The following is a 23,951-nucleotide window of genomic DNA, read 5'->3' as shown; positions in this document are numbered from 1 at the left end:
AGCAATAGGTCGGTATCGGCCCACTCCGCCCGACCTTCTTCTCGACTCCGCAGCGGGCGCAGTTGATGAGGGCGGGGCGTATAGCCTTGGTCATGTCGGTCCTGTCGCATCAGGTCGGCCACGCCCCGGGAGTGTTAGCGCACTCGCCGGGGTCCTTTGATCCATTATCGCAGTCCAACTGCCGCTCTGCGGGGGTTTGTTGGCCTACCGCCTGCGGCCTTTTCCGCCCCTGTTGGCCTTCGAACCAGGCCATGCGCCAGTCGCTTCCCGGAACCGAAGGGCGCAGTACCCCTTCGCCCTCGGGCCCATGAAGCGCTGCACGCGGGACACGCATCGGGTGAACGATCCGGAGCGAAGCGCGTAGCCGATGCCGGCTGCTTTGCCGCCGTTGGTGGGGCGGTCGCTCCAGTACCTGCGTCCTTCGCGGACGATGCGCCGGTTGCTCTTGGCTCGGTTGGCCATCACTTGCCGCCCTTCTTGCCGCGCCGGCTCTTGCCGATACTGGGGAACTTGCGGGCGACGGCCTTCTTCACGGCCGCTTTCTCCCCGCTCGTTCCGTGCTGCTGCACCCTGGCGAGCGCGTTGCGGGCGTGGGCGGCGTCGTCGACCCTGTACTTCTTCTGCCGCGGCAGGGCGAAGCTGGAGGGGCTCATAGCTTTGCGGCCGGCTTTGGTGTTACGGCGGGCGTTGGTCTTCTTGCTGAGGCTGGAGGCGCGTTTCCCTGCCACGTCAGGTCACTCCTTGCGCGGCGCGGGCTCCTGGTTGGTGGTGTCCTGCTGTTCGTCTACCCGCTGGATGTGGGCTCCTTGCCCGCTGGGTATGGCGAGGCAGTCGCCGCGCGCGTCGGCGAGGATGGCCCAGCCGGCTTCGAAGCGGAGAGTGAGGGCGGGGTCTTCGATGAGGACGTCGTCGCGGCGTTGGTCGCGAGGGTGGACGATCAGGTAGGCGGGCATGGTCACCTCCTCAGAGGATTCCGGGATGCTGCTCCGGGGGGCGCGTCCGTCCGGGCCGCGGGTTTGCGCGCTGGGCGTCGTTGCCTTCACGGCTGCTTTTTTGATCATGGCATGGGCCGCACACGCCCTGAAGATCCGCATCCCCGTTGAGGTCGGCCTTGGCCACAATGTGATCGCAGAAGCGGCTCGGCCGTACCGAGCAGATTTTGCAGATCGGATCACGCGCGAGAATGCGGGCCCGGATCTTCGGCCAGCCGGACGGCAGCCGGCGCTTGCGGTCCGAGCCTTCCCACCCTCCTGCCATGTCTACTCCTCGGGGCTGTGTTCGGTGTCGCCGTTGAGCGCGCGGAGGGTCGGGCAGTGCTCGTAGCCGCAGGGCGAGTTGTCGGTGGTGTGGCCGTCCCAGGCTGAGCATTCGGCGCAGATGGTGATGCCTTGGTGTTCGACGGGCCGGTGCAGGTTGCGGACGCGTTCGATGGCTTCGGCCTGCGCGTCGCGTTCCTTGCGGAGTCCGCGTGCGGCGTTGCGGATGTCGTCCCAGTCGCGGGTGCGGTCCATACCGAGGGCATCGGTGAGTTCGCGCTTCCGCTTGGCGAGCCGGTCCATGTCGCTTGCGATGTCGGTCCGCTCGGCGGCGAGGCGCGGTCCGTCGAGTGCCCGCACGTCCTGCATGAACAGCGGGTTGCCGTTGGTGTCGAGCGGTACGTCGTTGGCGGGGATGTCGATGGTCTCGGGGCTGACGATGACGCCACACGCGCCGATCTTGTCGGCGATGTCCTGCCAGTAGTCGCGGACCGGGTTGCCGCCGCCGAGCACGACGCGCTGCGGGACGGACTCGTCTACGACGAGGATGAAGGGCGGCCGGTCGTCGTTCGCGCCTTCGGGGAGTTCGAGGATCTGCAGGCGGGCCATGGCGCGGGCTCCTGTGGATAAGGTGGAGGCATGGACTTCAGGCCGGGTGGGTTCGTTGGGGACTGTGGACCGGTCAACATGCGAGACCTGGGCAAGCCGCATCCGTGGAAGACGGAGTTCATCGTGCCGCTCCAGCCGACGCCGGAGCAGGTCGCCTACGTGGTCACGATCAAGGCGTTCCAGGACCAGATCGAACTGCTCGACACGTCCTGGCTGGACGAGATCTAGCAGGCTCCGCTCACGTCCGTGTCCACCACCAGCAGCCGAGCGTGCCGCCGCGGAACGTATCAACGCACCCGCTAAGCCCGCCAACGACGGCGTCCATGTCGTTGGCATCCCACTGGTGGAGGTGGGCTTCGTGCGGGTTGCCGTCGATCTCGCCCTGCACTGAATCGACGATCGGCACGGACACGAGGATGTTCCAGGCTCCGGCGGCCACGATGCGTTCCAGCAGTTGCGCGGCGTCCTCGCGCGGCATGTGCTCCAGTACGTCGCCGGCGATGACGAGGTCGCGGTGGAAGAGATGGTCCTCGCTCTCACGGGCGTCCTCGACGTGGATCTCGTCGTACATACGCCGTGTCTTCGTGGACTTGAGCTTGTACTTGGTGATGTACGGCTTGTGGATCTCGACGGCCGTCCACCACACGCCTTCATGTACGGGCCGGAACAGCTTGGCGTAGGTGCCTTCGCCGGGCCCGATGTCGGTCACGGTGTTGGGCAGGTGGTAGCGGAACCGTTCGAGGGACCAATCCTTGCCCTCGGCGTCGCTGGTGGGCATGGCGCTCTCCTTCGTCAGAACCGTCTGATGAGGCGGAGGCTGGTGGCGTAGGTGCCGCCGCCGGTGAGCGTGGATGCCCCGCCGAGGTCGCCGAGCGTGGGGCCGTTCGGCGTTTTGCGCGAGTTGATGAACCGTGGGACGCCGAGACTGTCCGTGCCGAGGTAGATGCCGTTGTGGTCGAGTTGCCCGGCGACGGCGTCGCTGGTGTCGGCGTCGAAGTGCGGCACGTCCCCGATCTGAATACTGTCGAGCGGCGGGGCGGTGCCGGTGGCCTGGGCGATGATCACACCGGGTCCATACGGCCCGATGTCTTTGGTCATGCGCGGCAGGTTGGTGCCGTTGATGTTCGCGAGCCGGACCATGGGGATGCCCATGTGGAAGCCGTAGATCATGCGGACGAATCCGGAGCAGTCGAGGCATCCGGCTTCTCCGGCGCCTGCGGTCTGTGTTTCGCCGTTGGGGAAGGTCCAGTTGCGGTTCATGTAGTCGTGGAAGTCGGCGCCTTCGACCAGTGAGCCGTCGGCGGCGAGGGGCCCATAGTTGGCTTGGCCTGCGATCTGGGCGCCGGAGAGGGCGGGGCTGGTGACGGTGGGCGCCCCGGTGACGTACATCATCGCGTAGGCGAGCACGTCGGGCGTGGTGTCGACGGCCCAGGCGCGGATCTGGTTGGCGAGCGCCGGCGTCCAGGTGCCGTTGAACGGCGAGCCGAGGACACGCACCCACGTGTTGTGGGTGACGGTGGGGATGGTCGGCCAGCTGCCGGAGATGACCTGAAGGTCGTCGACTTGGACGAGCCGCGGGAGACCGGTCGAGCCGGTGGAGGCGAGCGCCCGGAATCCGACGCGGCCCGAAGGGTTCGCTGGTTCGGTGACGGAGTGCAGCCAGGTTCCGGGTTCGCTGGTGCCGTCGAGCCAGGCGCGGCAGCGGATGGTGCTGCCGGTGCGCTGGGCGCGGATCCTCCACCACTGGCCGGCCGTGAACCCGGTACCGACTTGGGTGGCCGCGCCCAACGTTGTGACGGTACTGGCGACTTCCTTCTCCAAAGCGAGTTGGACTACGCCGGTAGTGAGGACCAGGAGCCTCGCCCGGTTGCTGTTGCTGGTGTCGGTGTACCCGAACGACAGGGCGATGGATGCGGTGGCGCCAGCGGGGACCGTCGTGATCGTGACTTTGGCGGTGACGTCGACGTCGGTGAGGTTGTCGACGATGGTGGTGTGCCGGGATGTGTTGGCGACGTCGCAGCTGATCTGACCGACGCTGCCGTTCACCGTGTACAGGCTGTCGCTGCCGCTGTTGGACCACGTGCCGCCGCCGGGGCTGGTGCCGAAGGTGCTCGTGACGGTTCGCGTGAAGGTGTCGGTGAACGGCCGCTTGTTCTCGGTGAACGTGCGGGTCGGCCCGCGCACGGTCACGGTCTTCGCGCCGACGGTGAGCGTGGCGAGAACGCCGGAGGCGTCGGAGACCTGCAGGCGGTCCGGACTGGTCAGGGTCTGCGTGGTGAGCGCGGCGGGGACAGGCTGGTAGGGCATCAACCCTTCGTCGACCGTGAGGACAGCCATCACGCCCCCTGCAGATCCACCTGGATCGTGACGGCCGTCGGGGACCCGGCGACGGAGCGGATGGCGACGGCGAGACTGTCGCCAGCGGCGAACGATGCATTCTGCACGCCGGGCCCGGACATCCACGTGGCGGCTGTGGACAGTGACAGGTCGGTGGCGAGGAGGTCGGCGGCGTTCTTGACGGCGTTGATGGTGGTGCCGGTGCCGCCGACCCGGTATCCGCGGACGGCGACGATCGTGCAGGCTTTGGGGGCGCGCCACACGGTGTAGGAGACGGCGCCGGTCGGCGCGGTGATGACGAGGCTCTTGCTGACCGTGGTTGCCGCGGCGGGGAGGGTGAGGCTCGGCGCGGTGACGCCTCCGTCGGCGGCCACCGCGAATGTGCCCGGCCCGGATACGGGTCCGGTGAGGGTGCCGCCGCCGAGGGGCAGGAAGGTGCCGTCGGCGTAGGCGCGGTCGCCGTGGGGGTCGGTGGCCGCCGAATGCTCGGCGATCTCTGTGTCCGTGTAGGCGGCTGCCGCGCTCGTGGCTGCGGCTTGGGCCGCTTCGGCGGAGCCGGCGGGGTCGGCGTTGATGTCGGCTGCGTCGATGGTGACGTCGCCGGTGCGCCCGTTGACGGAGGAGACGGGGCCGACCGCTGCGTCGATGACGAGGGTCTCGGACGGTCCGCCGTCGATCTGGACTCTCACCTCGTCACCTCCGGGCTGACGATGGCCGCGCCGTTGAGGAGTCGGACGACCCAGGCGCCTTTGACCATCTCCAGGTCCCACCGCCCGTTGCGGGTGAGGTTCTCGGTGACGGACGCCGGAACCTGGAGGGTGATCTTGTTGCCTGCGATGGTCAGGTACGGCGTGAGGTCGAGCAGCAGATCGGCGCTCTCTGCGGCCTGCGAGCGGATCTGAGCTCGGGCCGACCAGCCATCCCACAGCATGGGGCTGTCGCCGACACCGCACGTGTACGTCTGGTAGAACGTGGCGCCCTGCTCCAGGTGCAGGTCGTGCTCGCCGGCCGCCAACCCGACCACCCCCTCGGGGAATTCGCCAGAGCCGGAAGCGTCGGCGACGAGCTCGCTCTGCCCGGTGAGGGCGGCGGAGGCTTCCGCGACGAGCGTGGGGGCGGCGGTGAGGCTGCCGTCAGCGGTGAGTTCGGCGGCGGCGACGGCGGTGTAGGAGACAGCTGCGGTGAGTACGGATTCGCCGGTGAGTGTCGCGGACGCGTTGTAGACGGCGCCGTCCGACAAGGTGTTGAAGAAGTCGTACTCGGCGTTGTCGACGGTGCCGGCGTCTCGGTGGGCGGACATGTCGAGGGCGCACGCGTCGATGGTGGTGGCGATCCAGGCGGGGCTTGCCAGGGTGCGGCGGTTGGTCCACGTCGATCCGTCGGGGCTGGTGTCCCAGTAGACGTTCGTGCCGTCTTCGCGGAGGCGGAGGAAGGCGTGCGCGACCGGGTCGTAGGGGATCTCAACAACGTCGGGATCGAAGTAGCCCGTGTCGTTTTTGCAGCGCAACAGGTTGGCGACGGCGTTGATAGTGAACCCGATCCTTGTTCCGTCGATACCGGAGTTGACGAGGACGCCGCAGTAGCACTCGGTCGCTGCCCCGGCGGTGGGCACAGTGACGACCTTCACGAAGAACGAGGCCCCGGCCAGGGTCCACGAGTACGCGGTCTGGTAGCCGGCGAACCCAGTGCCGCAGGGGACGCGGGCCTTGCCACCAGTCTCGGTGACGCCGCCGTAGCTGTTGCCCCAGTTGGGGCCGATCACTCCGTCGTTGAAGTTGTCCGCGAGGGACGAGAGGGACGGCACCGACGCCTCCCCTACGAGAGCGAGATTGCGAGTTGCCCCGCACTGATCCTCAGCTCGTCCCCGGCGGCGACGGTGCGGTTGGCGGTGAGTGCTCCGTACCAGAGCCGTACAGGCGCGCCGGCCGAGTCCCAGATCTCCACCCCGACGACCGTTGCGGCAGGCATGTTCGTGAAGACCAGGTCTGCGCTGTTGCTGGTGGCGCCGTTCACCGCGGCGGCCACTGTGAGGTTCTGCCGGGCGTAGGAGCCGCCAGCGACCTCCGTGCCCGCGGCGGTGTCGCTTCCGGCCGCGGTCACCAGTGCCACCTTGAGCGGGGTTGTGGGGGCTGTGGACGACAGCCCCAGGATCCAGTCGAGGGCGCGGTTCTCCGCCGTGTTCGTCATGTTGTCGGCGATGATTACTGCCCTCCTGGATTCACATGGTTGGCTGTCCCGCCGCCCGCAACGGGGGGTGTGCAGGCGGCGGGACTTCGGGGCTGCCGCCGTGGTGGCCCCGGGTTTTGTGTCCGCCCGGTCTCCTCCAAGACCGGGCGGACGGTGGGCCGAGCGCGTGGCGCTTCAAGGCCCGGCCTGCGCACCACCCAGAGCGCAGGAGATCAGGCAGCCTTGGGGGCTCGTTGGGGAAGTGGCGGCGTGTCGCCGAGGTGCGCTTCGCCGGATTCATCGACTGTCTTGGGCGGCAGTTCGTGCAGGTCGTAGCGGACGCCTTTGCCGTGCCCATAGCGGCTGATACGGCCTTCGGATGCCCACCGCCAGATAGTGCCGACGGGGCGGCCCGTGTAATAGGCGGCATCAGCCGCGCTGATGAGCGTTGGAGGCATTGGGCACCTCCTAGTGAACGACGAAGGGCCACCCAGGTTCAGGGTGGCCCTTGCGACAGAAGTTCCATGTGAGCACAGGATGGCTTCGGTCCAGGCCAGATGTCAACTACATCCGTAGTTCAAGCTGCGGCCCGTTGCGCGAGCGGGAGGTCGAGGACTTCACTTCGGTCGTACTGGGTGGCACAGCCACGGCATCGCGCGCCGGGGGTGGACACGGTGACGCGGAGGACGGTTCCGCAGGGGCAGGCTACGGCTATCGGCCGCTCGGGGCGTTCGCCGGTTATCTGCCGTTCGCACTGCCGGACCAAGCTGGTGACTTCCTGAACGAAATCGCCGAACGCAGGGTGTTCGGTGGCGGCCCACTCGAGGTTGACCCGCAACGCATGGACGACCTGGTCGAGCTGCTGTTGGAGGCCGCCTTCCCAGCGGGGGTGGCGCCAGCCGAGGTGTTCGTGCCAGTCGATCAGCCAAGTTTGGAGGATGGTCACCACGCCGCCGCGGGCGATGAGGCTGAGGGGTTCGAGGCGGAGCGGCAGGGGCGCTGTGCGGGAGACTGCGACGATCGGCCCGTCGCCTCCACGGCCGGGAACGAGCCGGGTAGCGAGTTGGGCGTACAGACCATCAGGGCCGGGGAGTTGACGCAGCGCCTGGTCGACGCGTTCCTGGCAGAGTCGGCAGGCGACCCGCCCGAGTTCCTCGTTCCGGAGTTGCCGGCCGCAAGGGCAGGTTGGCCACTCGTAGTCGTCCAGGGCGGGGTGGTCGTGCACGGCGGCTCCTCGGGTGGTACGGAACGCAGGTGACGCTTGAGCCAATTGTGCACGCGAGGGTTGACAACCCGGGCCAGTGACGCAGTCACCCCGCCAGACACGGCAAGGCCCGGCCGCCCACGGGAGCGGCCGGGCCAACCTCGCGGGCTAGGACAGCTTCCACTCCCCGGTCTGATCCGAGAACCCGGAGTCCATCCCGAACTGCACCGTGGCCGCCTTCGACTTCTTCGGCAGCTCGAACGTGATCCACCCGAGCGCCTTGGAGCCCGGCTTCAGGTTCACGTCGGCCTGCATCGAGGGTCCGGCGGAGATGTCGCCGAGGACGACCTGGAACTGCTGGCCCTGGTCGTCGACCAGCTTCGCCCCGTTCATCGGCGCGTCCGAGTAGGCCTTGCTGCCGGTGTTGACCAACTGGAACTGCACGCCCAGCCACCGGTTGCCGTCCTCCGGTGCGAAGAACTCGTCAGCGGGCTTGGCGTTGTCGACGACCTTGACGACAGTCACGTCGAGCTCGTGGCCGGCCTCCAGACCCTTGAGGGCTATGGTGTCGCCGACCTTCGCATCCTGCTGCTTCTTCGCAGCTTCGGCTTTCGCCCCGTCGTCCTTCTTCTCCGCGCCCGTGTCGGCCGCAGCCGGGGCCTTCGGCTTGGTGGTGACTTCCTCGTCGGTGCCGGCGCATGCGGTGGCGGTGCAGGCCAGTAGAGCCGCGACGATAGCGGCGTGAATGCGGAAACGCATTGTCCCCCCTGTGATGATTGAAGCCAGGATGCTACCCGTGAACCAACCGTCAGGAATGACCAAGTGATGCAACTCCCGCACACCGTAGACACTTAGAAGCCACACTGTGGCCATGGCGTTACGTTTCGCGGTACAGGCGGACAGCGAGCAGGAGTGCGCCCGCGGCTTGGCCGCATTGTGCGAGCGCCTCGGTCTGGTGCCTGCGATGACGCCTCGGCTCCTCACCGACGACAGGTGGATGGCGCGGGCGGTCCCGGACACGACGAAGGCCCCGACCGAGGGCCGGGGCCAGGACGTGCAGGGCTGATCAGGTGAACGTGACGGTCATGGCACAGCTGCTGATCGTCTTCCCGGCTTCTTCATGGACGGTCCTGTGAGCTTCGTCGTCTTCGGTGTCGCAGACGAGCCTCCCGTCCGGGGTGTGAGTCCAGCCGCATGATGGGTCGCCCCACTTCTCGGTGACGATGTCGATGACGGCCTGCTCGGTCGACCCGTGCGGTGTGTAGCCCGCGCTGGTCTCGCTGGTTCCGCACAGGTCGCAGACGGCGACGAAGCAGACCTCCTGTCCTATGGCCATCAGGCAGCACCCTCGTAGATGTCGAAGACCAGGCCGTTCGGGCTGACGATGAGTTCGGTGCCGCAGTCGCCGCACGTGTACTCGCGTCCGCCGTCCTCCCTGTCCTTGCCCTCCATCTCGTCGCTACAGCAGCTGGGGGTGGCGTCGAGGCCGAGGTCGTGGCCGTCCTCCAGTTCCATCCCGTAGATCCTGGGCATGCGGATTCTCCTAGTCGAGGTCGCGGGTGTCGTTGAAGATGTCGAGGTATGAGGTGCCGTCGGCGGCGGTCATGGCGGCGAGCACGTCAAGGGCCCTGATGGCGCCCTCGGTGAGGGGAAGGCTTACGACTTTCTTGCCGTCGGCGGAGCTGCCGTCGGGGTTCTCGTTGTCGTGGATGGTCTCGTCGGTCATTGGCGGGTTCTCCTTCACAGGTGGTTGCGGGCGTCGGATGCCCACGGGTCGGTGATGTCGGTGAGGGGCCCGAAGTCGGCGGCGCTCATCGTGGGAACGTCGTCTTCTTCGGGGTTGTCGGCTTCGCGGCAATCGTCGTTGCAGTACGGGTAGCCGCCGGGGGCGCCGCACAGGATGCACTCGTTGCCGGGCACGGTCAGGTCCACTCCCAGTTCTGGCCGGCGCGGGCGGCGCGGTTGGCGGAGTCGCCAATATGGGTGGCGAGGTCGCCCCAGTTGGTGGGCATGAGGCGATGGCCGGCGGCCTTGTGGAGGAGCTCGCCGATACGGTCGGCTTCGTGCGGCGGAATGCTGGCGACGTCGGCGAAGGTGCCGTCGAACAGGTCGGAGATCTCCCGCCATTCGGAGGCGGTGAGCGTGTGGGCAAGATGCTGGCCGAGGTTGCTGATGGTGAGCCCGGACCGGCTACCACCGGCGCCATGGCTGATGCTGATACCCAAGGTGGGGTCCTTTCGGCTACCGGGTGGGGACATGCTTCTGGTTGGGGTCGTGTTCGGCGTGGTAGGAGGCGGCGAGGATCGCTCCAGTGCCGCTGTTGTAGGGCGTGGTCTGTAGGTCGGGGCAGCCGGAGCAGACGACGCGGAACTGGTTGGCGGCGTGGTCGGCTTGCGCGTAGATGAAGGACCCGTCCGGCGCTTCGAGGATCTTGCTGATGCGTTCGAAAGCCATGCCGATCAACCGGTTCCGATGGCGTTGCCGGGCGGCATGTGGACGTGGCCGTCTTCTTCCAGCACCTCACGGTCGTGCTGCTCACAGAAGTACTTGCCGCGGGCCTTGCGTTCTGCGCAGTACTCGGACCACGGCATGCCGTATGCGATCTGGTAGCCGCAGATCTGCCCGGCGGGGTCAGGGTCTGCCCTCAGCGTCTTGGACACAATCACCGTCCGATGGCGTTGCCGGGGGCCATGCGGATCTCGCCGCACTCGTCGAGGACCCAGTCGTGGTGTTTCTGGCAGAAGTAGAGGCCCTTGACCTTGCGCTCGGTGCAGAACCGGTTGCCGTCGTTGTGCCAGCTGCCGATCTGCATCTGGTAGCCGCAGATCTGACTGCCTCGATCGGGTTCCTTGCGGGTGAAGTCCACGTTGATCAGTCCTTTCCGGCGGGCTAGAGCGTTCGGGCGTGGGCGAGGGTCGCGGCCCGGTCGAGGTAGAGCAGCGGCAGGCGCGGGTCCCGACGTGCGTCATTCCATGACGGGATGGATTCGACGTCGCGGAAGTCGCGGCGGATGGCTTCGAGGAGCAGCACGCACGCGTCGTCGGCCTGGCCGCGGCTGGCCGCTTCGGCTCGGATGGCGCCGACCAAACAGGCCGCGCCTTGCTCGTCGCGGAGGGCTCCGGTGCACCAGCCTCCCTGTTCGAGCCGCTGCCGGGCCCGGTACAGCAGGCCCGCGATGGGGGTGTTGTAGGGGCAGGGCGCCGAGGTGGGGGTGAGCGACCGGGGTGCCCGCTCGGGAATCCGGATCACGTCGGCCAGGTCGAGCGGCGTGGTGTCGGTACGGGCGTCGACGGCGAGGGCAGCGAGGGTCAGGCGTTCGTCGAAGTCGAGCGGCTTCGCGGCGGTGGCCGAGGCGGATGGCGTGAGCGTCTTGGCGGTCATGACCGGGCCTTGCCGTCGCCGCTGCATTCACGGCAGCTAACCTTGATTTGGTTGCCACCGAAGGCGCTGTAGAGGACGCCGTTTCCGGTGCAGCACCAGCACAGGCCCTGCGCCTGTGCTTCCGAGGGCTGGAGGGTGCCGTTCTGCGCCTCCCATTCCTGGTCTGTCATTCCGCTGATCTGTACGGGCATGATGAAGGTCTCCTCGTTCGGTCTGGTTCGGGCGGGGGTGGAAGGGGCGCCCCTGGTTGCTGGCAGGCGGGTGGGGGCGCCCCGGCTCAGCTACTGCGGGGCAGTGGCTGCTGCGTAGATCTCGGCGTCCGTGAACCCGGCGGCGATCGCCGCATGCAGGGTGGGCATGACGTTCGCGTAGTCGGGGTGCGACTCATCGGCGCCTTGAGCGTTGAGCTGGTGCCCGCGCCTCATGGCGGCTACGGCAGCGTTGAAGATCTCCTCGCGACTGGGCACTGGCGTTCACTCCCCTTCGCCGAGGCTGACGCGCTCCATGGCGCGCCCGAGCTCGACGATTTCGCTGCCGTCGGTGGTGCGGGCGTCGAAGCGGGCCGTGACTTCGGCGACGATGCGGTCGGTGGTGGCGCGGTCGCCGCGCTTCTTCGCCTCCACGTAGTCCTTCACGGACTGGTGGGTGTACTCCATGGGGTACTCCTTGATCGGTGTCAGACGCGCCAGCCGCCGAGGGGGCGGCGCTTGCGCGGGTCGCTGGTCTGGGCGGCCTGCTTCTCCAGGCCACGGAGCTCGGGCTCGTCCAGCACGCCCTCGTAGTCGGCGCCGAGCGGCCCGGCGACCTGGGGGGCGGGGCCGGCGAGCTTGCGGAGCCCGGCGGGCCGCTCCTCGTACACGGGCCCGTACACCTGGCACATGCGGATGGCGGACGTACCGCCGTCCGTGGCGATGTTCCCGGTGAGCGGGAGGCGGCGGGTGAACTTGACCTCGCTGTACAGGTACGGGTCCTCGTAGGGGGCGAGGTTCGTCGCCATGGTGTGGACGATGTAGTAGCTCTTGCCGAGCTGGACCTGCCGGGCGAACTTCTTCGCCTCGTTCGGCTGCCAGATCTTGGGCATGACGGGGACTCCTTCGAGATGGGCGCGTTGGGTCAGTTGGTGCGGGTGGCAGAGAAGCTGATGACTCGGAAGCCACCATCACGGCCCCAGAACTGGCGGGGCACGTCCTTGAGGATCGGGGGCAGGATCGTGTCCGCAGTCGCGTTGGCGGCGGCGATCGTCTCGCCGGGCAGCGTGTACTGCCTGCCGTCACTGCTGATCACGAGGGTCCAGGCCCATCGGCTTGTTGCACTCACGGCGGTATCTCCTTCGGCTTGCGTGGTTGTTTGCGGTGCTTTGTCCTCACTGCTCAGGCCTGCTCAACAGGCAAACGTGCAGGTCAGGGCCGCTCAGGACCCTGCTCACCCGCCGCTCAGAGCAGACGGTGAGCAGGCCCTGATCAGCAGCCTGAGCAGCTGCGACCTGCGGGTTTGCGGCCTGAGCAGGGCTGAGCAGGCCCTGATCAGGGACACATACTTCGCGTAACGGTCACAGCAGGTGGCGGAGCCGATCACGCTTGAACCCGCGCGGGTTCTTCTCTCCGTCCATCTCGCCGAGCGTGACGGGTGCCCCGGCGCCGGCCTGCTTCATGAGCGCCTTGAACTCATCGACCGTCATCTCGCCGTAGGCGTCGGGGTCGTAGTCCCGGACGGCGGCAAGGAGCGGCTCGGTCTTCATCCGGTCGACGCCCGCCTTCTCCATCACGGTCACCGAGTCCTCGACCGCGGCCCGTGCGGGCCCGTCCGTCAGATCGGCACCGGCAGCCGGCTCCGCGCCGCACAGCTTCAGCAGCTGCTCCCAGGTGAGGAGCTCGACCGGGGCAGGCTTCTTGAGGTTGCCGTCGTTGTCGTAGACGGCCTCGACGTATTCGGGCAGGTCCACGGTCCGCATGGCGTCGAGGCTGTCCTGGTCGGGGTCGAGCAGTCCGGCTTCGAGCCGCTCCTGTCCGAGCTGGCGGAGAACGGCGGACGGTACCTCGTGGATGGCGTACTCGATCGGCTCATCGGCCTTCCCAGGCACGCCCTGGATGAAGATGTGGCCAGCATCCTTGGGATCGGTCTGGGTGGCCGGGGACAGCTTGTGCGGCAGGTAGCCCTCCTTGACAGAGCCGTCGCCGAAAACGGACCGGGTGTCTTCGACCTTGCAGGGGCCGACGGCCTTCAGGGCGACCATCTGGGCGATGTTCGCCCCGAGGTAGGTACTCTGGCCGCCCTGCGACGCGGCCTCGACGACAATCAGTTCCTTGCGGCCGACGAGCAGCAGGTCGTTGTACAGGCGCTTGGCCAGGGCGCTGGCCTTCGGCAGCTCGTCGAAGAAGATCGTGACGGCCGGACGTTCGGGACTGGGCTGCCACTTCTTGCCCATGCCGAGTTTGGCCCGCAGCCGAGCCCGGCCCTTGGCCATGACCAGGAAGAACAGCAGGACCGCTTCGATCTGCTCGTTGGACCGGCCGGTGATCCGCACCGCGTCGCCGAGGTCTTCGAGGCCGTCGCCGAACGGGTCGAGGTCGATGGTGATGTTGTCCCGGCAAGCGGTGACGCCCTCGGCGAGGGCCTGGAGGATGCCGGTCTTGCCGCCACCGGATGCCGCGACCCACAGACCCATGACGCCAGCCAGGGACAGTTCGAGCGGGTCGCCGCCGACCGAGGTTCCGATACGGAACGCGTCGGTGATCGACAGGGACTTGGGAGCGCGGCGGGGCAGGCCGGGGGCGGAAGCGAACGGATCCCCGTCGACGAGGCGCAGCACGGCGCAGGCCCTCCGGACCTTGAGCGGCTGCGGCCGGACACCGTTGGTGGGCAGGTCGAAGCGGGTTTCCAGGTCGCCGCTCTTATCAATGATCGCCTCGGGGGTGCCTTCACCGACGCGGACGGTGCACTGCCAGCCCCACGGCTGCCGCGTCACGTCGGACACTTCGACGATCGGCACGTTCTCGGCTCGCGCCGCCAGCAACACGCACTGGGCTAGCTGCTCGGCGGTACGCGCATCACGGATGGGGAACGGCTTGCCCTCGTCGGGCAGTTGCTCGACGGACATGACGACGTTCCCGCCGACGATCGGCGTCGCTCCCCCGGCCGACTCCGCCTGGAACGTGGCGGGCAGGCTGGGGGCCGGGACGAAAGGGGCCACCCCCTCCTTCCCGCGGGCAACGAAGGGCCGGGAGAGCAGGTACCAGCCGTAGCCGGCCGCGGTGGTCACGACTCCGAGGAGGAGCGGCTGCCCGGTGGCGGCCTGCTCGATCGCGGCACCGAGCACGGACAGCGATCCGAACCCGCCCGCCGCGACGATCGCGGCACGTCCGGCCTTCTTGCTGGTGCGGGCCGCTGCGATCTCCCGGTCAGTGGGAGGCAGCACGGGCGTGGCCTGCAACGCGGCCAGCTTGGACTCCTCGGCGGCGACACGCCCTCCGAGGCTCGCGAGCATCCCCCTGCCTGCGGATTCGCCTTCCTCGGCCTGCATCTTGGCGTGGGCGAAACGGCCGTGGGCTTCGGCGACGGTCCGCTGCTGGCGGGCGAGCTTCTCATCGCGCTTGCCCTGCTTCCGCTGGGTGGCGTACTGGATGACATCGACCTGGTCGAGGTCCCCGCCGGCCAGCCAGTCCTTGCCACGGGCGGAGGCATGGCCGTACTGCTCCTTGAACGCGGTCTTGATGCGGTCGGTGCGGGTGGGCTCGGCGGCATCTTCGACGGGCTGCTGCTCGATGTGGTCGGGCTGCACTTCGGTGGCCACTGGCCGTGTCCTTCCTGGGGTGGGTGCGGGGCCCGGATCTGCGGGCCCCGCGAGGTGGGCTAGAGGCCGCCGAGCATGCTGCCGATGGACCCGATGGCGGAGTCGGTGAGCTGGTCACCCAGGGCGCCGATGACAGTGCCGGACACGGCGATCCCGAACAGGGTGAGGACGACGGCGTCGCCGACCTTGACGTCCCGGCCCTTGATGCGGACGACCACGATGATCCCGAGCACGAGGATCGCGACGACACCGGCGCCGATGACGCCACCGGATGCCTGGGTCTGGATCTGCTGGTTGTAGCCGGCCGGGACCTGTCCGTTGGCGGGGTTCTGCAGCGGCGCGCCGACGCCGCCGTTGGGGGTGAGGTCGCCCGTGATGCCGTCAGCGCTGCCCGGTCCGGTGTCGGTACGGGCGATTGCGATGACGGTCGCCTCGTGCTCCGGGCTAGCCGCCACGGCGGTGGCGGTGGCGCCTCCGAGGAGGGCTACGGCCGCGCCGCCCGAGACGGCAATCTTGCGAAGGGTCGCGTTCATTTCTGATCTCTCCAATGGGGTGGGTTAGTTGGCGTTCGGGCGGGAGTTCTTGGCGGGCTCGGGGGTCCGCTCGGCGCGGGCCTGGGTGCGGGCAAGGGGGCTGTTCGGCTGGCTGTCGCCGGGACGACGCACGGGCGGAGTACCACCGTTGTTGCGGCGCCCGTCGGGTGCGTTCGGGTCCTTCTTGGGGCGCGAGGGTCGTTGGGAATTGACCAGCGACAACTCACCGAAGATGGGGGCCTCGGTGACGGTCCGCATGTGCGCCTGCGCGGCCCGCGACTGAGCCTCGATTTCGGCGCGGATACCGACGGTCTTGCAGCCGGTGACGAGGAGCCAGGACTCGGCCCAGATCTGCTCGGTGACGAACGCGGAACCTCGCGCGGCACGGAGGGCGTCGGCGACCTCCCACACGTCGGGGTGGCTGGCCTTGCGGTCGACGTCCTTGCGTGCCTGCTCCTCCTCCGCGCGCTTCTGCGCGGCAGCCTTGTCAGCGGCAGCCTTCGCCTCGGCCGCCTGCTTCTCGCTGCGCGTCTTCTCGCGGGCTGCATCCGCTTCGGCCTTGGCTCGGGCAGCGGCTCGACGCTCCCGCAGCGACGGGATGCCATCGACCTTCTGCGCGATGCCGTGCTCGTAGGCCATGAGCACGATCGGCCCGCCCAGCGAGGCGATGGTTCCAATCAGGCCGGCGTTCAACCCGATCGCCGGGTCAGTGATGCCGTGCCACAGGTTGATGCCTGCGGCAATCAGCGCGCCAGCCATGATGCCGATGCGGTACGGGAGGACGTCCCGACGGTGGGCGACGGCCCATGCGGCACCGCAGGCGAGAACGAGCGCCAGGCCCTCCAGCAGCGCGGGGGCGGCGACGAGGAACGGGCGCTCCCTGTCCCAGAAGGCGAGGAACTGCACGGGCGCGGCGATGACCAACCCGACGAGATAGATACCGCGGGCCCCCCACTTCCACAGGTTCTCGCTGCGTTCCTGCTCCTTGGCGCGCTGCTCCTCGCTGGCGGCCTGGTCGACATCGGCCTGCTCGGCCTTCTCCTTCTCGGCGCGCGACTTGGCGGCCTCGGCCTCCTTCTTGGCGACGTAGGCGTCGTGGTCGACCTGGTCCTTCTCCAGGCGCAGCCGCTGCTTCTCGTTGGCGAGCCGCAGCTTCTCAGCTTCCTCGACGGCCCTGACCTTCTCGGCCTCGGCCTTGCCGGCCGCTTCGGTGCGGAGGGCAGCGGCTTCGGCTTCCGCGCGTGTCCGGATCGCCTCCGCCTCGGCCAGGGCGACGGCGTCAAAGCCGCGCTCGGGCTGGGCCAGCGATGCGCCGTTGACCTTCTCGACGGATGTGGCGGTCACGGTGCTTCGTTCCCTTCCGTGTTACGGGCCCGGTGCGGGCCGTTGGGGATGCGGATCAGGCCGGCGATGTCGTCGCCGTCCAGGCGGATCTGCTGTACGAGGGCGTCAGCGACGACGTTGATCTCTCGCCAGTGGCGGTCGATGACCTGGTCGGCAAGGTCGTGAACGACGCGGTAGTCGACCTCTCGGTCACCGAAGCCCACGTGCGGGTTGACCTCCAGGAAACTGGCGCGATCGCTGCGGGCTCCGGACTCGACAGCGACGGCCAGCCGCGGCGTCCACAGGCCGGCTTCGCGCAGCCAGCGGTCGTTGGCCCGTTCCCCGGCCCCGCTGAAGACGGCGTAGAGGTTGCCGTCGTCCAGGCCGCAGGCCTCGGTGACGCCTCCGTTGTCGGTGGCACTGTCGAGGGTCTCGATTTGGGCGTGGTGGAGGTGCGCGCCTCCGGCGATCGCGGTGACGGCGTGGGCGGCCTCGTGGATGGCGCGGATGTAGTGCAGTTCGTCGGGCTTCAAGCCGAGGACGGTTTCGGTGCCGTCGTCGTCCTCGTCGAGGAGGGCGTAGTGGCGGGTGGGGTACGCGACGCCGTCCACGTACACGTTGGTGTGCCAGGGGGCGATGTTGGCCGGGGCGGCGGTCACGGTGGATCAGTCCTTTCAGGTGATGTTCTGGGCGAGCAGGGGGTGGTGGCGTTCCATGTGGGCGGCTTCGCGCTCGTCGGCGTCGACACGCTTGTTCGCGGCCTTGGCCTCGGCGCGGGTCATGGGCTGGATGCCGTAGTTGTTGGCGAGACTCCGCATGATCAGATCGCGTGCGCCCGACCGGTTGAACTGCACGGCGTGCGTGAACTCGTGCAGCAGCGTCTTGTCGACCTCGGCATCCCGCCCGCGGCAGGCCTGCGCATTGATGACGACCAACACCCCGGACCGGGTGATCGTGGTGGTGCCAAAGGCATTGCGCTCGTACCGCCACACCTTCGGGTCCTGCCGCCCGAACATCGGCCGGTGGGCGTCGGCGACGAGCTCCCACATGCCGGACTCACTCGACACCGCGAGCTCGACCGAGCCCACGCAGCCACGCAGCTGCGCCTCGACGAGATCCACAGCAGCGCCAGCGGCGGCGTTGATGCGGTCGATGGTGGCCGCATACTGGCGGCCGACCCGGTGCAGGCTGCTGCGCATGACGGACTCCTCTCAGGTCAGTGGGTGATCAGGTTGGATGCCGCTGACTGCGGTTCCCCTCGGCCTCGTCCGTGCGAGACGGGCGAGGCGGGCAGCCGCTCAGGCGGCCGGCTTGTGGTTGTTGGTGTGGTGGGCGGCGAGCACGATCTCGGCGGCCATCACGGCGTCCCGCCACGTGCCCTCCTGGGCCACCGCGGTCAGCAGCTGGGCGGCATCGCCGGTACGGCCATCACCCAGCGCAGCCAGCGCAGCGTCAGCTGCAGCTCGCACCGGCGGGGAGAACGGCGAGTCCATGGCGGCCATCAGACGGTCCTCTCGGGTCGGGTAGGCGGACAGCCGGTCAACGGCCGTTGATCGGATGGTTGGGCTTCCAGGTGCCGTTGTTGACCTGGTTCAGCTCGTCGAGCAGGCTGTCGACGGAATCGCCGTGCCCGGCACCGTGAAAGTCGGCGATGTCCTCGCCGATCTGCTGCCTCAGCTGGTCGGTGCTGTAGTAGCCGGCCGGGCGGAAGTGGCGCTCGGAAGCCATGCAGTACTCCTCAGTTCGAAGGTTGAGTTGGTGGTGCAGCGCCCCGGTCTGCTGGTGAGGCGTGGCCCGTGTTCGGCCTGGCCGGGGCTGGGTGCCGCTCCCTCGCGGCCGTGGGGGAGACGGATGCGCGAGGGAGCGGCGGCTCGGTGGCTACCGGTCGATGACCGGCAGGCGGATGTCGCGATGCTCGACGGTCACCTCGTGGCCGCGGCGGCGGAGCCGGCGGGCCAGCTGCTCGGCCACCACAACCGACCTGTGCCTGCCGCCCGCACAACCCGGGGCGACCACGATCCGCCCGCCCGACGGGCCCGCCACGAACGCCTGCACCTGCCGGGTCGACGCCCGCAGGAGCCGCCGCACACCGCTGGTGTGGAGAACCGTGCGCCGCACCAGCCGGTCGAACCCGGTCAGCTCGCGCATCCGCGGGTCCACGTGCGGGTCCCGGAAGTGCTCGCGCAGATCCAGCACCAGATGCGCGGCCGGGGCGCCCGCATGGCCGAAGCCGAAGCTGACGATCTCCACCGTGGCCATCAGGCAGCGGCCTCGTAGTCGAAGCCGTCCAGCTCGGCCGCCAGAGCGGGGTCGAGCGCGGCGGCGGCGCGGATCGCATCCATGCGGGCCTGGTCGCCCGCCGCGCGGGCCTCGGCGAACGCGGCGAACAGATCGGTGATGCTGAGGACGGTGGCCTCGGCGACCGTCGTGGTGGCGCGGGCTCGCTGGCCCAGCTCGGTAACACCCAGATCGGCAGACAACAGGTACGGAGACATGGCTCATGAGCCCTTTCAGGAAGTACGGGATAGGGATGGGGTGCCGCGGCTGACAGGACGGGGGGGAAAGGAGGTCCGCCAGCCGCGGCGGCTTGAGGGGTTACTTCTGCTGCTGGGCAGCGGCCAGACGCGCGGCCTCGGCAGCGGCACGCTCAGCAGCCTCCGCGGCGGCCAGAGCCTCCGCGATCCGCTGGGCGGCCAAGGCGTCCGCGGCTTCCTGCTCCGTCACGACTGCTCACCGCCCTCGGACTTCGAGACGACCAGGAAGCGGTCGGTTCGCAGATCCATGCGGACCTCGGCCGGGGTACCGGACTGGCGGAGGCGCTGCGCCTCCTCCTCCGCCGGCCACGAACCACGGGGGTGAGACGCCGGGAACTCGGCGTGCACAATGCGGGCGGCCATCATGCCTCCCCGTCTTCGAAGCCGACCAGACCGGTCGTGTCGACAGCCATCGGCGACGTCGCCGAGTGCATACGGTCGAGGGCAGCAGCAAGGTCGGTGGCGTGCGTGCTAGCGGCGGCGAGCGCATTCCGCATACGCCGCACCTGCTCGTCAGCGTCCAACCCGCCGTCGATGATGAGCCGGCCAGCCCGATGAGTGCGCTCCGCTGGGAACGTGGCCTGCTCGATCGCCTGACCCAGCATCCGCACCAAGTGGGCGAGGTTGCCGAGCGCATCGTAGGAGTGCGACGGGAAACGCCACTCGTCGCCCGTGTCCCGCGACACGTGATTGAAGGCGCGGACCTGCTCGGCGGCCGAGTCAAGCAGACGGGACGGCACAGTCATCACGCACCGCCAATCAGGTCCAGGCGGCCGGCCTCGACCAGCGTCGCCTTCGCGGCGGCCATCAGATCCTCGGCGAACTCCCACGACCGCACATCCAGCGCAGGCAGACCCTTGCCGGTCGCAGCCTTCGCAGCCAAATCAGCGGCACGCAGAGCCGCGGTCTCGTACACGACGACCGCATCGACGACAGACTTCGGGAAGCGGAGCCGCAGCTCCAAGTGGTCCATCGCATCCAGCGCAGCCGGCGGCAGCGGAGCGGTGGGGGTGGGGGCGGTCATGCCGTCACCGCCCCGGAGCGCGCGACGCGGAAGCCGAGCTGGATGCGGTCACGGCGCTGCATCGACTCACCGTTCTCGACGGCCGCAGCCTCGACCGCGTCGGCAATCTCCCGGCAAGAGACGCAGCGTGCGAGATGGTCGGCGCGGGCAGCAGCCACATAGATGTCGCCCGGGGTGAGGGCGGGGGTTGCGGTGGTGCTCATCAGGCCACCTCCGTGGCGGACGAAAGGGTGTCCGTCGAGTTCAGGACGGACTCGGGGATTCGTAGAGCGCCGGTCGCACCGTCCCCCGGCTTGAACGGCTGGGAGCTGCGCAGGTACTCGACGACGGCGGACTGCGGCACCTTGAGACCGGTGCGGCGCTTCCGGCCGCTCCCGATCCGAATGGTGCGCAACTGCCCGCTAGCGATCAGGCGGTAGACGGTCGCGGGGTGGACTTCCAGGTACTCGGCGACCTCTGCCGGCTTGAGCGCGCCCTGCAACTGGGCGAGCTCTTCGGCGAGTTCGTCGTTGGGCGTGGGCACAGAGGCCTCCGGTCATTTGGGCAGGTCAGGACTGGGTTGCCGCATCTTGGATATCCATGTTGCGACTAGTGAGACCGTAGCCGCTACAGCTTGGGTATGCAAGTGCTGCGACAAGTACAAGGGCAGCAAAAAGCCCCCAGCTGCTAGGCAGTTGGGGGCTCAGCTGGAGTAACGCCGCTTACACATCGATCACGTATCGGAAGACGTGTCGATCACACGGAACGATGGAGTCGAGGACTTCGAGTACGTCCCCGGCGGAGTCGTAGGCGGTGCGGATCACGCGGGCGACGGGCACACCCACGGGGATGTTGAGCTGCTCGATCTCGTGCGGGTAGGGCATGCGGATGTCGAGGTCTTCGATGAATTGCGTGATGCGACGCCCTATGGGGCCGTCAGGGTCCTCAATGAGGGCGTTGGCACCCCCCTTAATCAGGCGCGCCTCCGCCAGCCGCGTCTCCCTCGCAACGGCCGCATCGTAGTAGCCGTCACACAACTGCAAGGGCGTGTCAGCCCCCCCGTCCTTGCTCTCTGCGACGAAGAGTAGCCGTCGAACGACGACGGGTGCCCCTGGCGCTAGCCGAAAGCGTTCGGCGATCACCTCCGGGGCGGGCGCTTCGACCACCTCGCGAATCTCTTGATGGACGCGCTGCCCCTGAGCTCGGGCCTCAGCGTTGAAGTTCGCTTCCCCGGTCGCACGGCGTGCCCGATAGATACTGCCCGTCTGCCGCAGACTCACGCTGGGGCGCTCCCGGACGATGGATGCCTTTCCCTGGCTGGTCGTAACGAGCCCTTCCGTCGCCAGCACAGCCACTCCCTTACGCACGGTGGCGCGGCTGGCCCCGAAGCGCTGCTCAAGCTGCTCCTGTGACGGAATCTTGTCCCCGGGCGACAGGTCCCCCCGGAGGATCTCGGCTCTGAGCTCATTGGCGATCCGCCTGAAGGGCGGAACTTTGGACGGGTTGGTTGACATCGCGCTCCTGACTGCTTGGATACCCAAAGTCAGCGTAGCGGGATATCCAAGTTGCGCGTCTACTCCGCGTGCGCCACCCACCCTGACCAGCGGTTCACATGAATCTCGATCACCGGGCCGCTCGGGCGCCGGTCGCGGTATTGGTCGTACTTGGATAGGAGCGCCTGTACAAGTTCGTCGGCGTCAACGTTCTCAAGCACTCGCGCCAGGCCGTCCGCGCGAACCCACCACAACCGCTCCCAGTCCTCATCGAAGTGATCGACGAGCAGGGAGACTGCGGGATTCTCCTGGATGTTCCGAAGTCGCTTCAGATTGGTGTGGCGCTTTGGCTTGTGGTCCACCGCTATCACCACGCGGTCGCCCACGACGGCGAAAGTCGCCGGCACCAGGTGCGGCTTACCCTCGGCGTCCGCCGTCGACAGGCGCAACACCCTGGCGTCCGCGAAACGCTGGCGCCGCTCCACCTCTGGCATCTCCATGGCTCGACGCTACCTACATCGCGATTCGTCGCACCACTTGCACGCTCCGCGGCAGTGGCGCTACTTTCGGTGGGTCATCTTGGATACCCAAGTGAAGATGACCATGAAGGAGCGGCATGCCCGAATCCACCGAGCGCACCGCGCTCTACCGCTACTACGATGCCGACGACGTCCTGCCCTACGTCGGCATCTCGACCAGACGAGTGGCACGACTCACGCCCTCTTACCGAGCCCGGGGTACTGGTGACGGGTGACTTCCCGCCAAAGGAGCGCGGACGCAGACGCCTGTGGTTCGGGCCTCTTGGCCCGGTTTGCGGTTTCGTAGGCGACTTGCGCATAGGAAAGTCCACAGTTGGGAGGTCCGGGTGACACATTCTCATTTTGAGGATTCGCAAGAATCGGCTGGTTAGAGACCTGCCGAATCTATGTGATCACTTCGGGCCTGGGTCGCACGCCAGCCCCGCCACGAGCTAAGTTCTGGCCCGCCCCACGACGAACGCGAACGCCCGGTCGCCGGAGGCCGCCGCCTATGAAGATCGACGATTTTCAGCCGTCCAATGGAGCTGTCAGATGCTGTCGCCTCCGGGACTCATCCAAGTCCCCGGTTTCCCGCCTCGCAAGAAATGCAAGGTGGAAAGTACCCCGTGTGACATTGGGTTTGCACGCGGTGGTGCGCCGTTGATCGGGTTGTGCCACCTGCTCGGGGGCGGCGGGGGCATCCGATTTTCGTACCCGCTCCCGGTGGCGTGATCTAGCGTCTCACTTGTCGCCGTTCCGCCAAGACGACGAACGGCCGGGCGTCGCCACGCCCGGCCGCTGTTCGACAGCGAGTCGCCACTCGCTGACCAGTGATCCATCTCGCGAAAGAAGGAATCTCGATGAGCGTACTGCACAGCGAGTCTGCCGTCTCTGCGGCGCCCGCCGCTCCCTCCGTCTCTCCCGATTTCCGGCTGGTGCCGGCGCTGATCGGGCGCGAGGGTAGCGCCCGGCACGTGTGGATCGAAGACCCCGCGTGGTGCACGCAGGACCACGCCAACGACCGCCAGGTGGCCGTCGAGGACATCTGGCATTCGGGCCCGGACGTCGACATCGAGCTCCCGCACCGGGACGGTACGGAGCTGCTCGCCTACTTCCGCATGGGCCTGGACCCGTACAGCAGCGAAGAGGACAAGCGGCGCCCGTTCATCTTCGCCGAGGACGGCACGACCGCCAACGGCTACTACATGGACCCGCAGCATGTGGCGGAGTTCTGCGACAAGACCATCGCCAACCTGGAGAAGCTCCGGGACATGGCCCGCGCCATCGCCTCCTAAAACACCAGAAAGGCGCTCCCGGTTATATGCCGAGAGCGCCTTTCTGATGTTCTACGCGGCAACATCGAGGGCGAGCTGCTCCGGCTCCTCGACTGGCGCTGGCGACCTGGTCCACCCGTCGACCACGTCGAGGACCAGGCCCAGAACGCGCGCGGGAAAGTACTCGCGGCCACGCACCGGCGCCTCGCGAGCATCTCGTAGCGCGGCGAGGACGGCTCGTTCCAGCCGCGGCGCCAGGTCACCGGGCAGTCCCTCGATGAGGCGTATGACGCAGTCGAAGCCGTCACGGGCATGGTCACTAAGCCGAGGACGCGGATCTCCCGATGTGATACCGAACTTCACGGTGTCATTGATCTCGTCAACAACGACGTAGAACACATCCCATGACCTACCTGCGCACACCCGGCAGATACCGCACCCTTGCTGCACAGCGCCCGGCGTGGGTGAGCACTCATGGCCCTTCGCGCATCGCACGCGGTGAGGCTGCTTATTGCCAAGCCATTTGAGCT

48 protein-coding genes are annotated in these 23,951 nt (G+C 68.0%); 4 read left to right on the top strand and 44 right to left on the bottom strand.

Features of this window, described 5'->3' with window-relative positions:
• Window positions 1-461 precede the first annotated feature (461 nt).
• The 4 genes from FPZ41_RS01260 to FPZ41_RS46800 are packed head-to-tail and all read right to left on the bottom strand — an operon-like array spanning window position 462 to window position 1,865.
• On the bottom strand, window positions 462-728 hold the full coding sequence (locus tag FPZ41_RS01260) for a DUF6582 domain-containing protein (RefSeq protein WP_228022339.1): 267 nt from the start codon (window positions 726-728) through the stop codon (window positions 462-464).
• Window positions 729-734: 6 nt separating this feature from the next.
• A complete protein-coding gene (locus FPZ41_RS01255; protein WP_152858004.1) occupies window positions 735-953 on the bottom strand; it encodes a hypothetical protein in 219 nt (72 codons plus the stop codon).
• 10 nt (window positions 954-963) lie between these two features.
• Window positions 964-1,257 (bottom strand): HNH endonuclease signature motif containing protein, encoded by a 294-nt coding sequence (locus FPZ41_RS01250; RefSeq protein WP_152858002.1) that lies wholly within the window; start codon window positions 1,255-1,257, stop codon window positions 964-966.
• Window positions 1,258-1,259: 2 nt separating this feature from the next.
• A complete protein-coding gene (locus FPZ41_RS46800; protein WP_194235936.1) occupies window positions 1,260-1,865 on the bottom strand; it encodes a hypothetical protein in 606 nt (201 codons plus the stop codon).
• Between the two features lie 78 nt (window positions 1,866-1,943).
• Here FPZ41_RS46800 and FPZ41_RS46795 point away from each other — a divergent pair, with 78 nt between their 5' ends.
• A complete protein-coding gene (locus FPZ41_RS46795) occupies window positions 1,944-2,093 on the top strand; it encodes a hypothetical protein (RefSeq protein ID WP_194235935.1) in 150 nt (49 codons plus the stop codon).
• A 10-nt stretch (window positions 2,094-2,103) separates the two neighbouring features.
• Here FPZ41_RS46795 and FPZ41_RS01240 read toward each other — a convergent pair whose 3' ends face one another.
• From FPZ41_RS01240 to FPZ41_RS01210, 8 genes are all read right to left on the bottom strand, one after another.
• On the bottom strand, window positions 2,104-2,643 hold the full coding sequence (locus FPZ41_RS01240; protein WP_152858000.1) for a methyltransferase domain-containing protein: 540 nt from the start codon (window positions 2,641-2,643) through the stop codon (window positions 2,104-2,106).
• A 14-nt stretch (window positions 2,644-2,657) separates the two neighbouring features.
• Window positions 2,658-4,202 carry a C40 family peptidase gene (locus FPZ41_RS01235; RefSeq protein ID WP_228022338.1) on the bottom strand — a complete coding sequence of 515 codons (1,545 nt, stop codon included), beginning with the start codon at window positions 4,200-4,202 and terminating at the stop codon, window positions 2,658-2,660.
• A complete protein-coding gene (locus FPZ41_RS47775; protein ID WP_228022337.1) occupies window positions 4,202-4,891 on the bottom strand; it encodes a hypothetical protein in 690 nt (229 codons plus the stop codon). The genes FPZ41_RS01235 and FPZ41_RS47775 overlap by 1 nt, the downstream gene beginning before the upstream one ends.
• Complete coding sequence (locus FPZ41_RS01230; RefSeq protein WP_152857998.1) at window positions 4,888-6,006, bottom strand: hypothetical protein; 1,119 nt, start codon at window positions 6,004-6,006, stop codon at window positions 4,888-4,890. The genes FPZ41_RS47775 and FPZ41_RS01230 overlap by 4 nt, the downstream gene beginning before the upstream one ends.
• An 11-nt stretch (window positions 6,007-6,017) precedes the next feature.
• Window positions 6,018-6,389: a phage tail fiber protein gene (locus tag FPZ41_RS01225; protein ID WP_152857996.1), complete on the bottom strand. Its 372-nt coding sequence runs from the start codon at window positions 6,387-6,389 to the stop codon at window positions 6,018-6,020.
• A 212-nt stretch (window positions 6,390-6,601) separates the two neighbouring features.
• A complete protein-coding gene (locus FPZ41_RS01220) occupies window positions 6,602-6,826 on the bottom strand; it encodes a helix-turn-helix domain-containing protein (protein ID WP_152857994.1) in 225 nt (74 codons plus the stop codon).
• Window positions 6,827-6,945: 119 nt separating this feature from the next.
• Window positions 6,946-7,593 carry a hypothetical protein gene (locus FPZ41_RS01215; RefSeq protein ID WP_322619688.1) on the bottom strand — a complete coding sequence of 216 codons (648 nt, stop codon included), beginning with the start codon at window positions 7,591-7,593 and terminating at the stop codon, window positions 6,946-6,948.
• 147 nt (window positions 7,594-7,740) lie between these two features.
• Window positions 7,741-8,331 (bottom strand): DUF4352 domain-containing protein, encoded by a 591-nt coding sequence (locus FPZ41_RS01210; protein WP_152857990.1) that lies wholly within the window; start codon window positions 8,329-8,331, stop codon window positions 7,741-7,743.
• 112 nt (window positions 8,332-8,443) lie between these two features.
• On the opposite strand from FPZ41_RS01210, the gene FPZ41_RS01205 reads away from it, so the two are divergent.
• Window positions 8,444-8,638 carry a hypothetical protein gene (locus FPZ41_RS01205; RefSeq protein ID WP_152857988.1) on the top strand — a complete coding sequence of 65 codons (195 nt, stop codon included), beginning with the start codon at window positions 8,444-8,446 and terminating at the stop codon, window positions 8,636-8,638.
• Here the strand turns inward: FPZ41_RS01205 and FPZ41_RS01200 are convergent, their stop codons facing one another.
• The 31 genes from FPZ41_RS01200 to FPZ41_RS01060 form a co-directional block, all read right to left on the bottom strand.
• Window positions 8,639-8,908 carry a hypothetical protein gene (locus tag FPZ41_RS01200; RefSeq protein ID WP_152857986.1) on the bottom strand — a complete coding sequence of 90 codons (270 nt, stop codon included), beginning with the start codon at window positions 8,906-8,908 and terminating at the stop codon, window positions 8,639-8,641.
• Window positions 8,908-9,105, bottom strand: a complete 198-nt coding sequence (locus FPZ41_RS01195; RefSeq protein WP_152857985.1) for a hypothetical protein — start codon at window positions 9,103-9,105, stop codon at window positions 8,908-8,910. The genes FPZ41_RS01200 and FPZ41_RS01195 overlap by 1 nt, the downstream gene beginning before the upstream one ends.
• A gap of 10 nt (window positions 9,106-9,115) precedes the next feature.
• Entirely contained in the window at window positions 9,116-9,298 is a 183-nt protein-coding gene (locus tag FPZ41_RS01190; RefSeq protein WP_152857983.1) for a hypothetical protein, read from the bottom strand.
• A gap of 14 nt (window positions 9,299-9,312) precedes the next feature.
• On the bottom strand, window positions 9,313-9,492 hold the full coding sequence (locus FPZ41_RS01185; protein WP_152857981.1) for a hypothetical protein: 180 nt from the start codon (window positions 9,490-9,492) through the stop codon (window positions 9,313-9,315).
• A gap of 2 nt (window positions 9,493-9,494) precedes the next feature.
• Window positions 9,495-9,797 (bottom strand): DUF7739 domain-containing protein, encoded by a 303-nt coding sequence (locus tag FPZ41_RS01180; protein WP_152857979.1) that lies wholly within the window; start codon window positions 9,795-9,797, stop codon window positions 9,495-9,497.
• 16 nt (window positions 9,798-9,813) lie between these two features.
• Window positions 9,814-10,026 carry a hypothetical protein gene (locus FPZ41_RS01175; protein WP_152857977.1) on the bottom strand — a complete coding sequence of 71 codons (213 nt, stop codon included), beginning with the start codon at window positions 10,024-10,026 and terminating at the stop codon, window positions 9,814-9,816.
• Window positions 10,027-10,031: 5 nt separating this feature from the next.
• Window positions 10,032-10,238, bottom strand: a complete 207-nt coding sequence (locus FPZ41_RS01170) for a hypothetical protein (protein WP_152857975.1) — start codon at window positions 10,236-10,238, stop codon at window positions 10,032-10,034.
• Complete coding sequence (locus FPZ41_RS01165) at window positions 10,235-10,438, bottom strand: hypothetical protein (RefSeq protein ID WP_152857973.1); 204 nt, start codon at window positions 10,436-10,438, stop codon at window positions 10,235-10,237. Before FPZ41_RS01165 ends, FPZ41_RS01170 begins: the two co-directional genes overlap by 4 nt.
• Before the next feature lie 23 nt (window positions 10,439-10,461).
• Window positions 10,462-10,953, bottom strand: coding sequence for a DUF6197 family protein (locus FPZ41_RS01160; RefSeq protein WP_152857971.1), 492 nt, complete (start codon window positions 10,951-10,953; stop codon window positions 10,462-10,464).
• Entirely contained in the window at window positions 10,950-11,144 is a 195-nt protein-coding gene (locus FPZ41_RS01155) for a hypothetical protein (protein ID WP_152857969.1), read from the bottom strand. The genes FPZ41_RS01160 and FPZ41_RS01155 overlap by 4 nt, the downstream gene beginning before the upstream one ends.
• Before the next feature lie 90 nt (window positions 11,145-11,234).
• On the bottom strand, window positions 11,235-11,420 hold the full coding sequence (locus FPZ41_RS01150) for a hypothetical protein (RefSeq protein WP_152857967.1): 186 nt from the start codon (window positions 11,418-11,420) through the stop codon (window positions 11,235-11,237).
• A 6-nt stretch (window positions 11,421-11,426) separates the two neighbouring features.
• A complete protein-coding gene (locus FPZ41_RS01145) occupies window positions 11,427-11,609 on the bottom strand; it encodes a hypothetical protein (protein WP_152857965.1) in 183 nt (60 codons plus the stop codon).
• A 20-nt stretch (window positions 11,610-11,629) separates the two neighbouring features.
• Entirely contained in the window at window positions 11,630-12,034 is a 405-nt protein-coding gene (locus FPZ41_RS01140; RefSeq protein WP_152857963.1) for a hypothetical protein, read from the bottom strand.
• Between the two features lie 32 nt (window positions 12,035-12,066).
• Window positions 12,067-12,270 carry a hypothetical protein gene (locus FPZ41_RS01135; protein WP_152857961.1) on the bottom strand — a complete coding sequence of 68 codons (204 nt, stop codon included), beginning with the start codon at window positions 12,268-12,270 and terminating at the stop codon, window positions 12,067-12,069.
• 232 nt (window positions 12,271-12,502) lie between these two features.
• Window positions 12,503-14,743 (bottom strand): hypothetical protein, encoded by a 2,241-nt coding sequence (locus tag FPZ41_RS01130; protein WP_152857959.1) that lies wholly within the window; start codon window positions 14,741-14,743, stop codon window positions 12,503-12,505.
• Between the two features lie 59 nt (window positions 14,744-14,802).
• Window positions 14,803-15,276 (bottom strand): hypothetical protein, encoded by a 474-nt coding sequence (locus FPZ41_RS01125; RefSeq protein WP_152857957.1) that lies wholly within the window; start codon window positions 15,274-15,276, stop codon window positions 14,803-14,805.
• 24 nt (window positions 15,277-15,300) lie between these two features.
• Window positions 15,301-16,620 (bottom strand): hypothetical protein, encoded by a 1,320-nt coding sequence (locus FPZ41_RS01120; RefSeq protein WP_152857955.1) that lies wholly within the window; start codon window positions 16,618-16,620, stop codon window positions 15,301-15,303.
• Entirely contained in the window at window positions 16,617-17,258 is a 642-nt protein-coding gene (locus FPZ41_RS01115; RefSeq protein WP_152857953.1) for a hypothetical protein, read from the bottom strand. Before FPZ41_RS01115 ends, FPZ41_RS01120 begins: the two co-directional genes overlap by 4 nt.
• 15 nt (window positions 17,259-17,273) lie before the next feature.
• Window positions 17,274-17,798 (bottom strand): hypothetical protein, encoded by a 525-nt coding sequence (locus FPZ41_RS01110; protein WP_152857950.1) that lies wholly within the window; start codon window positions 17,796-17,798, stop codon window positions 17,274-17,276.
• A 99-nt stretch (window positions 17,799-17,897) separates the two neighbouring features.
• Window positions 17,898-18,101 carry a hypothetical protein gene (locus FPZ41_RS01105; RefSeq protein WP_152857948.1) on the bottom strand — a complete coding sequence of 68 codons (204 nt, stop codon included), beginning with the start codon at window positions 18,099-18,101 and terminating at the stop codon, window positions 17,898-17,900.
• Between the two features lie 37 nt (window positions 18,102-18,138).
• Window positions 18,139-18,327 (bottom strand): hypothetical protein, encoded by a 189-nt coding sequence (locus tag FPZ41_RS01100; RefSeq protein ID WP_152857946.1) that lies wholly within the window; start codon window positions 18,325-18,327, stop codon window positions 18,139-18,141.
• Window positions 18,328-18,477: 150 nt separating this feature from the next.
• Window positions 18,478-18,858 (bottom strand): RapZ C-terminal domain-containing protein, encoded by a 381-nt coding sequence (locus FPZ41_RS01095; RefSeq protein ID WP_152857944.1) that lies wholly within the window; start codon window positions 18,856-18,858, stop codon window positions 18,478-18,480.
• Window positions 18,858-19,094 carry a hypothetical protein gene (locus FPZ41_RS01090; RefSeq protein ID WP_152857942.1) on the bottom strand — a complete coding sequence of 79 codons (237 nt, stop codon included), beginning with the start codon at window positions 19,092-19,094 and terminating at the stop codon, window positions 18,858-18,860. The genes FPZ41_RS01095 and FPZ41_RS01090 overlap by 1 nt, the downstream gene beginning before the upstream one ends.
• A gap of 100 nt (window positions 19,095-19,194) precedes the next feature.
• On the bottom strand, window positions 19,195-19,323 hold the full coding sequence (locus FPZ41_RS49315) for a hypothetical protein (RefSeq protein WP_265584185.1): 129 nt from the start codon (window positions 19,321-19,323) through the stop codon (window positions 19,195-19,197).
• Window positions 19,320-19,496 (bottom strand): hypothetical protein, encoded by a 177-nt coding sequence (locus tag FPZ41_RS46790; RefSeq protein WP_407698739.1) that lies wholly within the window; start codon window positions 19,494-19,496, stop codon window positions 19,320-19,322. Before FPZ41_RS46790 ends, FPZ41_RS49315 begins: the two co-directional genes overlap by 4 nt.
• Entirely contained in the window at window positions 19,496-19,879 is a 384-nt protein-coding gene (locus FPZ41_RS01085; RefSeq protein ID WP_152857940.1) for a hypothetical protein, read from the bottom strand. The genes FPZ41_RS46790 and FPZ41_RS01085 overlap by 1 nt, the downstream gene beginning before the upstream one ends.
• Complete coding sequence (locus FPZ41_RS01080) at window positions 19,879-20,157, bottom strand: hypothetical protein (protein ID WP_152857938.1); 279 nt, start codon at window positions 20,155-20,157, stop codon at window positions 19,879-19,881. Before FPZ41_RS01080 ends, FPZ41_RS01085 begins: the two co-directional genes overlap by 1 nt.
• Window positions 20,154-20,360 carry a hypothetical protein gene (locus tag FPZ41_RS01075; protein ID WP_152857936.1) on the bottom strand — a complete coding sequence of 69 codons (207 nt, stop codon included), beginning with the start codon at window positions 20,358-20,360 and terminating at the stop codon, window positions 20,154-20,156. Before FPZ41_RS01075 ends, FPZ41_RS01080 begins: the two co-directional genes overlap by 4 nt.
• Window positions 20,360-20,680, bottom strand: a complete 321-nt coding sequence (locus tag FPZ41_RS01070; protein ID WP_407698738.1) for a helix-turn-helix domain-containing protein — start codon at window positions 20,678-20,680, stop codon at window positions 20,360-20,362. The genes FPZ41_RS01075 and FPZ41_RS01070 overlap by 1 nt, the downstream gene beginning before the upstream one ends.
• Window positions 20,681-20,858: 178 nt before the next feature.
• Window positions 20,859-21,650: a GntR family transcriptional regulator gene (locus FPZ41_RS01065; RefSeq protein ID WP_152857934.1), complete on the bottom strand. Its 792-nt coding sequence runs from the start codon at window positions 21,648-21,650 to the stop codon at window positions 20,859-20,861.
• Window positions 21,651-21,709: 59 nt separating this feature from the next.
• Window positions 21,710-22,129, bottom strand: a complete 420-nt coding sequence (locus FPZ41_RS01060) for a TIGR03668 family PPOX class F420-dependent oxidoreductase (RefSeq protein ID WP_152857932.1) — start codon at window positions 22,127-22,129, stop codon at window positions 21,710-21,712.
• 116 nt (window positions 22,130-22,245) lie between these two features.
• On the opposite strand from FPZ41_RS01060, the gene FPZ41_RS46785 reads away from it, so the two are divergent.
• On the top strand, window positions 22,246-22,383 hold the full coding sequence (locus tag FPZ41_RS46785) for a hypothetical protein (RefSeq protein ID WP_194235933.1): 138 nt from the start codon (window positions 22,246-22,248) through the stop codon (window positions 22,381-22,383).
• A gap of 624 nt (window positions 22,384-23,007) precedes the next feature.
• The gene (locus FPZ41_RS01055; RefSeq protein ID WP_152857930.1) at window positions 23,008-23,442 is read left to right on the top strand and encodes a DUF6907 domain-containing protein; all 435 of its coding nucleotides are present in this window, start codon (window positions 23,008-23,010) and stop codon (window positions 23,440-23,442) included.
• Window positions 23,443-23,493: 51 nt separating this feature from the next.
• On the opposite strand, the gene FPZ41_RS01050 is transcribed toward FPZ41_RS01055, so the two are convergent.
• Window positions 23,494-23,784, bottom strand: coding sequence for a GIY-YIG nuclease family protein (locus FPZ41_RS01050; protein ID WP_152857928.1), 291 nt, complete (start codon window positions 23,782-23,784; stop codon window positions 23,494-23,496).
• Window positions 23,785-23,951 lie beyond the last annotated feature (167 nt).

Source organism: Streptomyces acidicola (assembly GCF_009377235.1).
GTDB lineage: Bacteria > Actinomycetota > Actinomycetes > Streptomycetales > Streptomycetaceae > Streptomyces > Streptomyces acidicola.
Note: the sequence above shows the minus strand (reverse complement) of the source record. Positions and strands in the feature narration are given on the sequence as shown.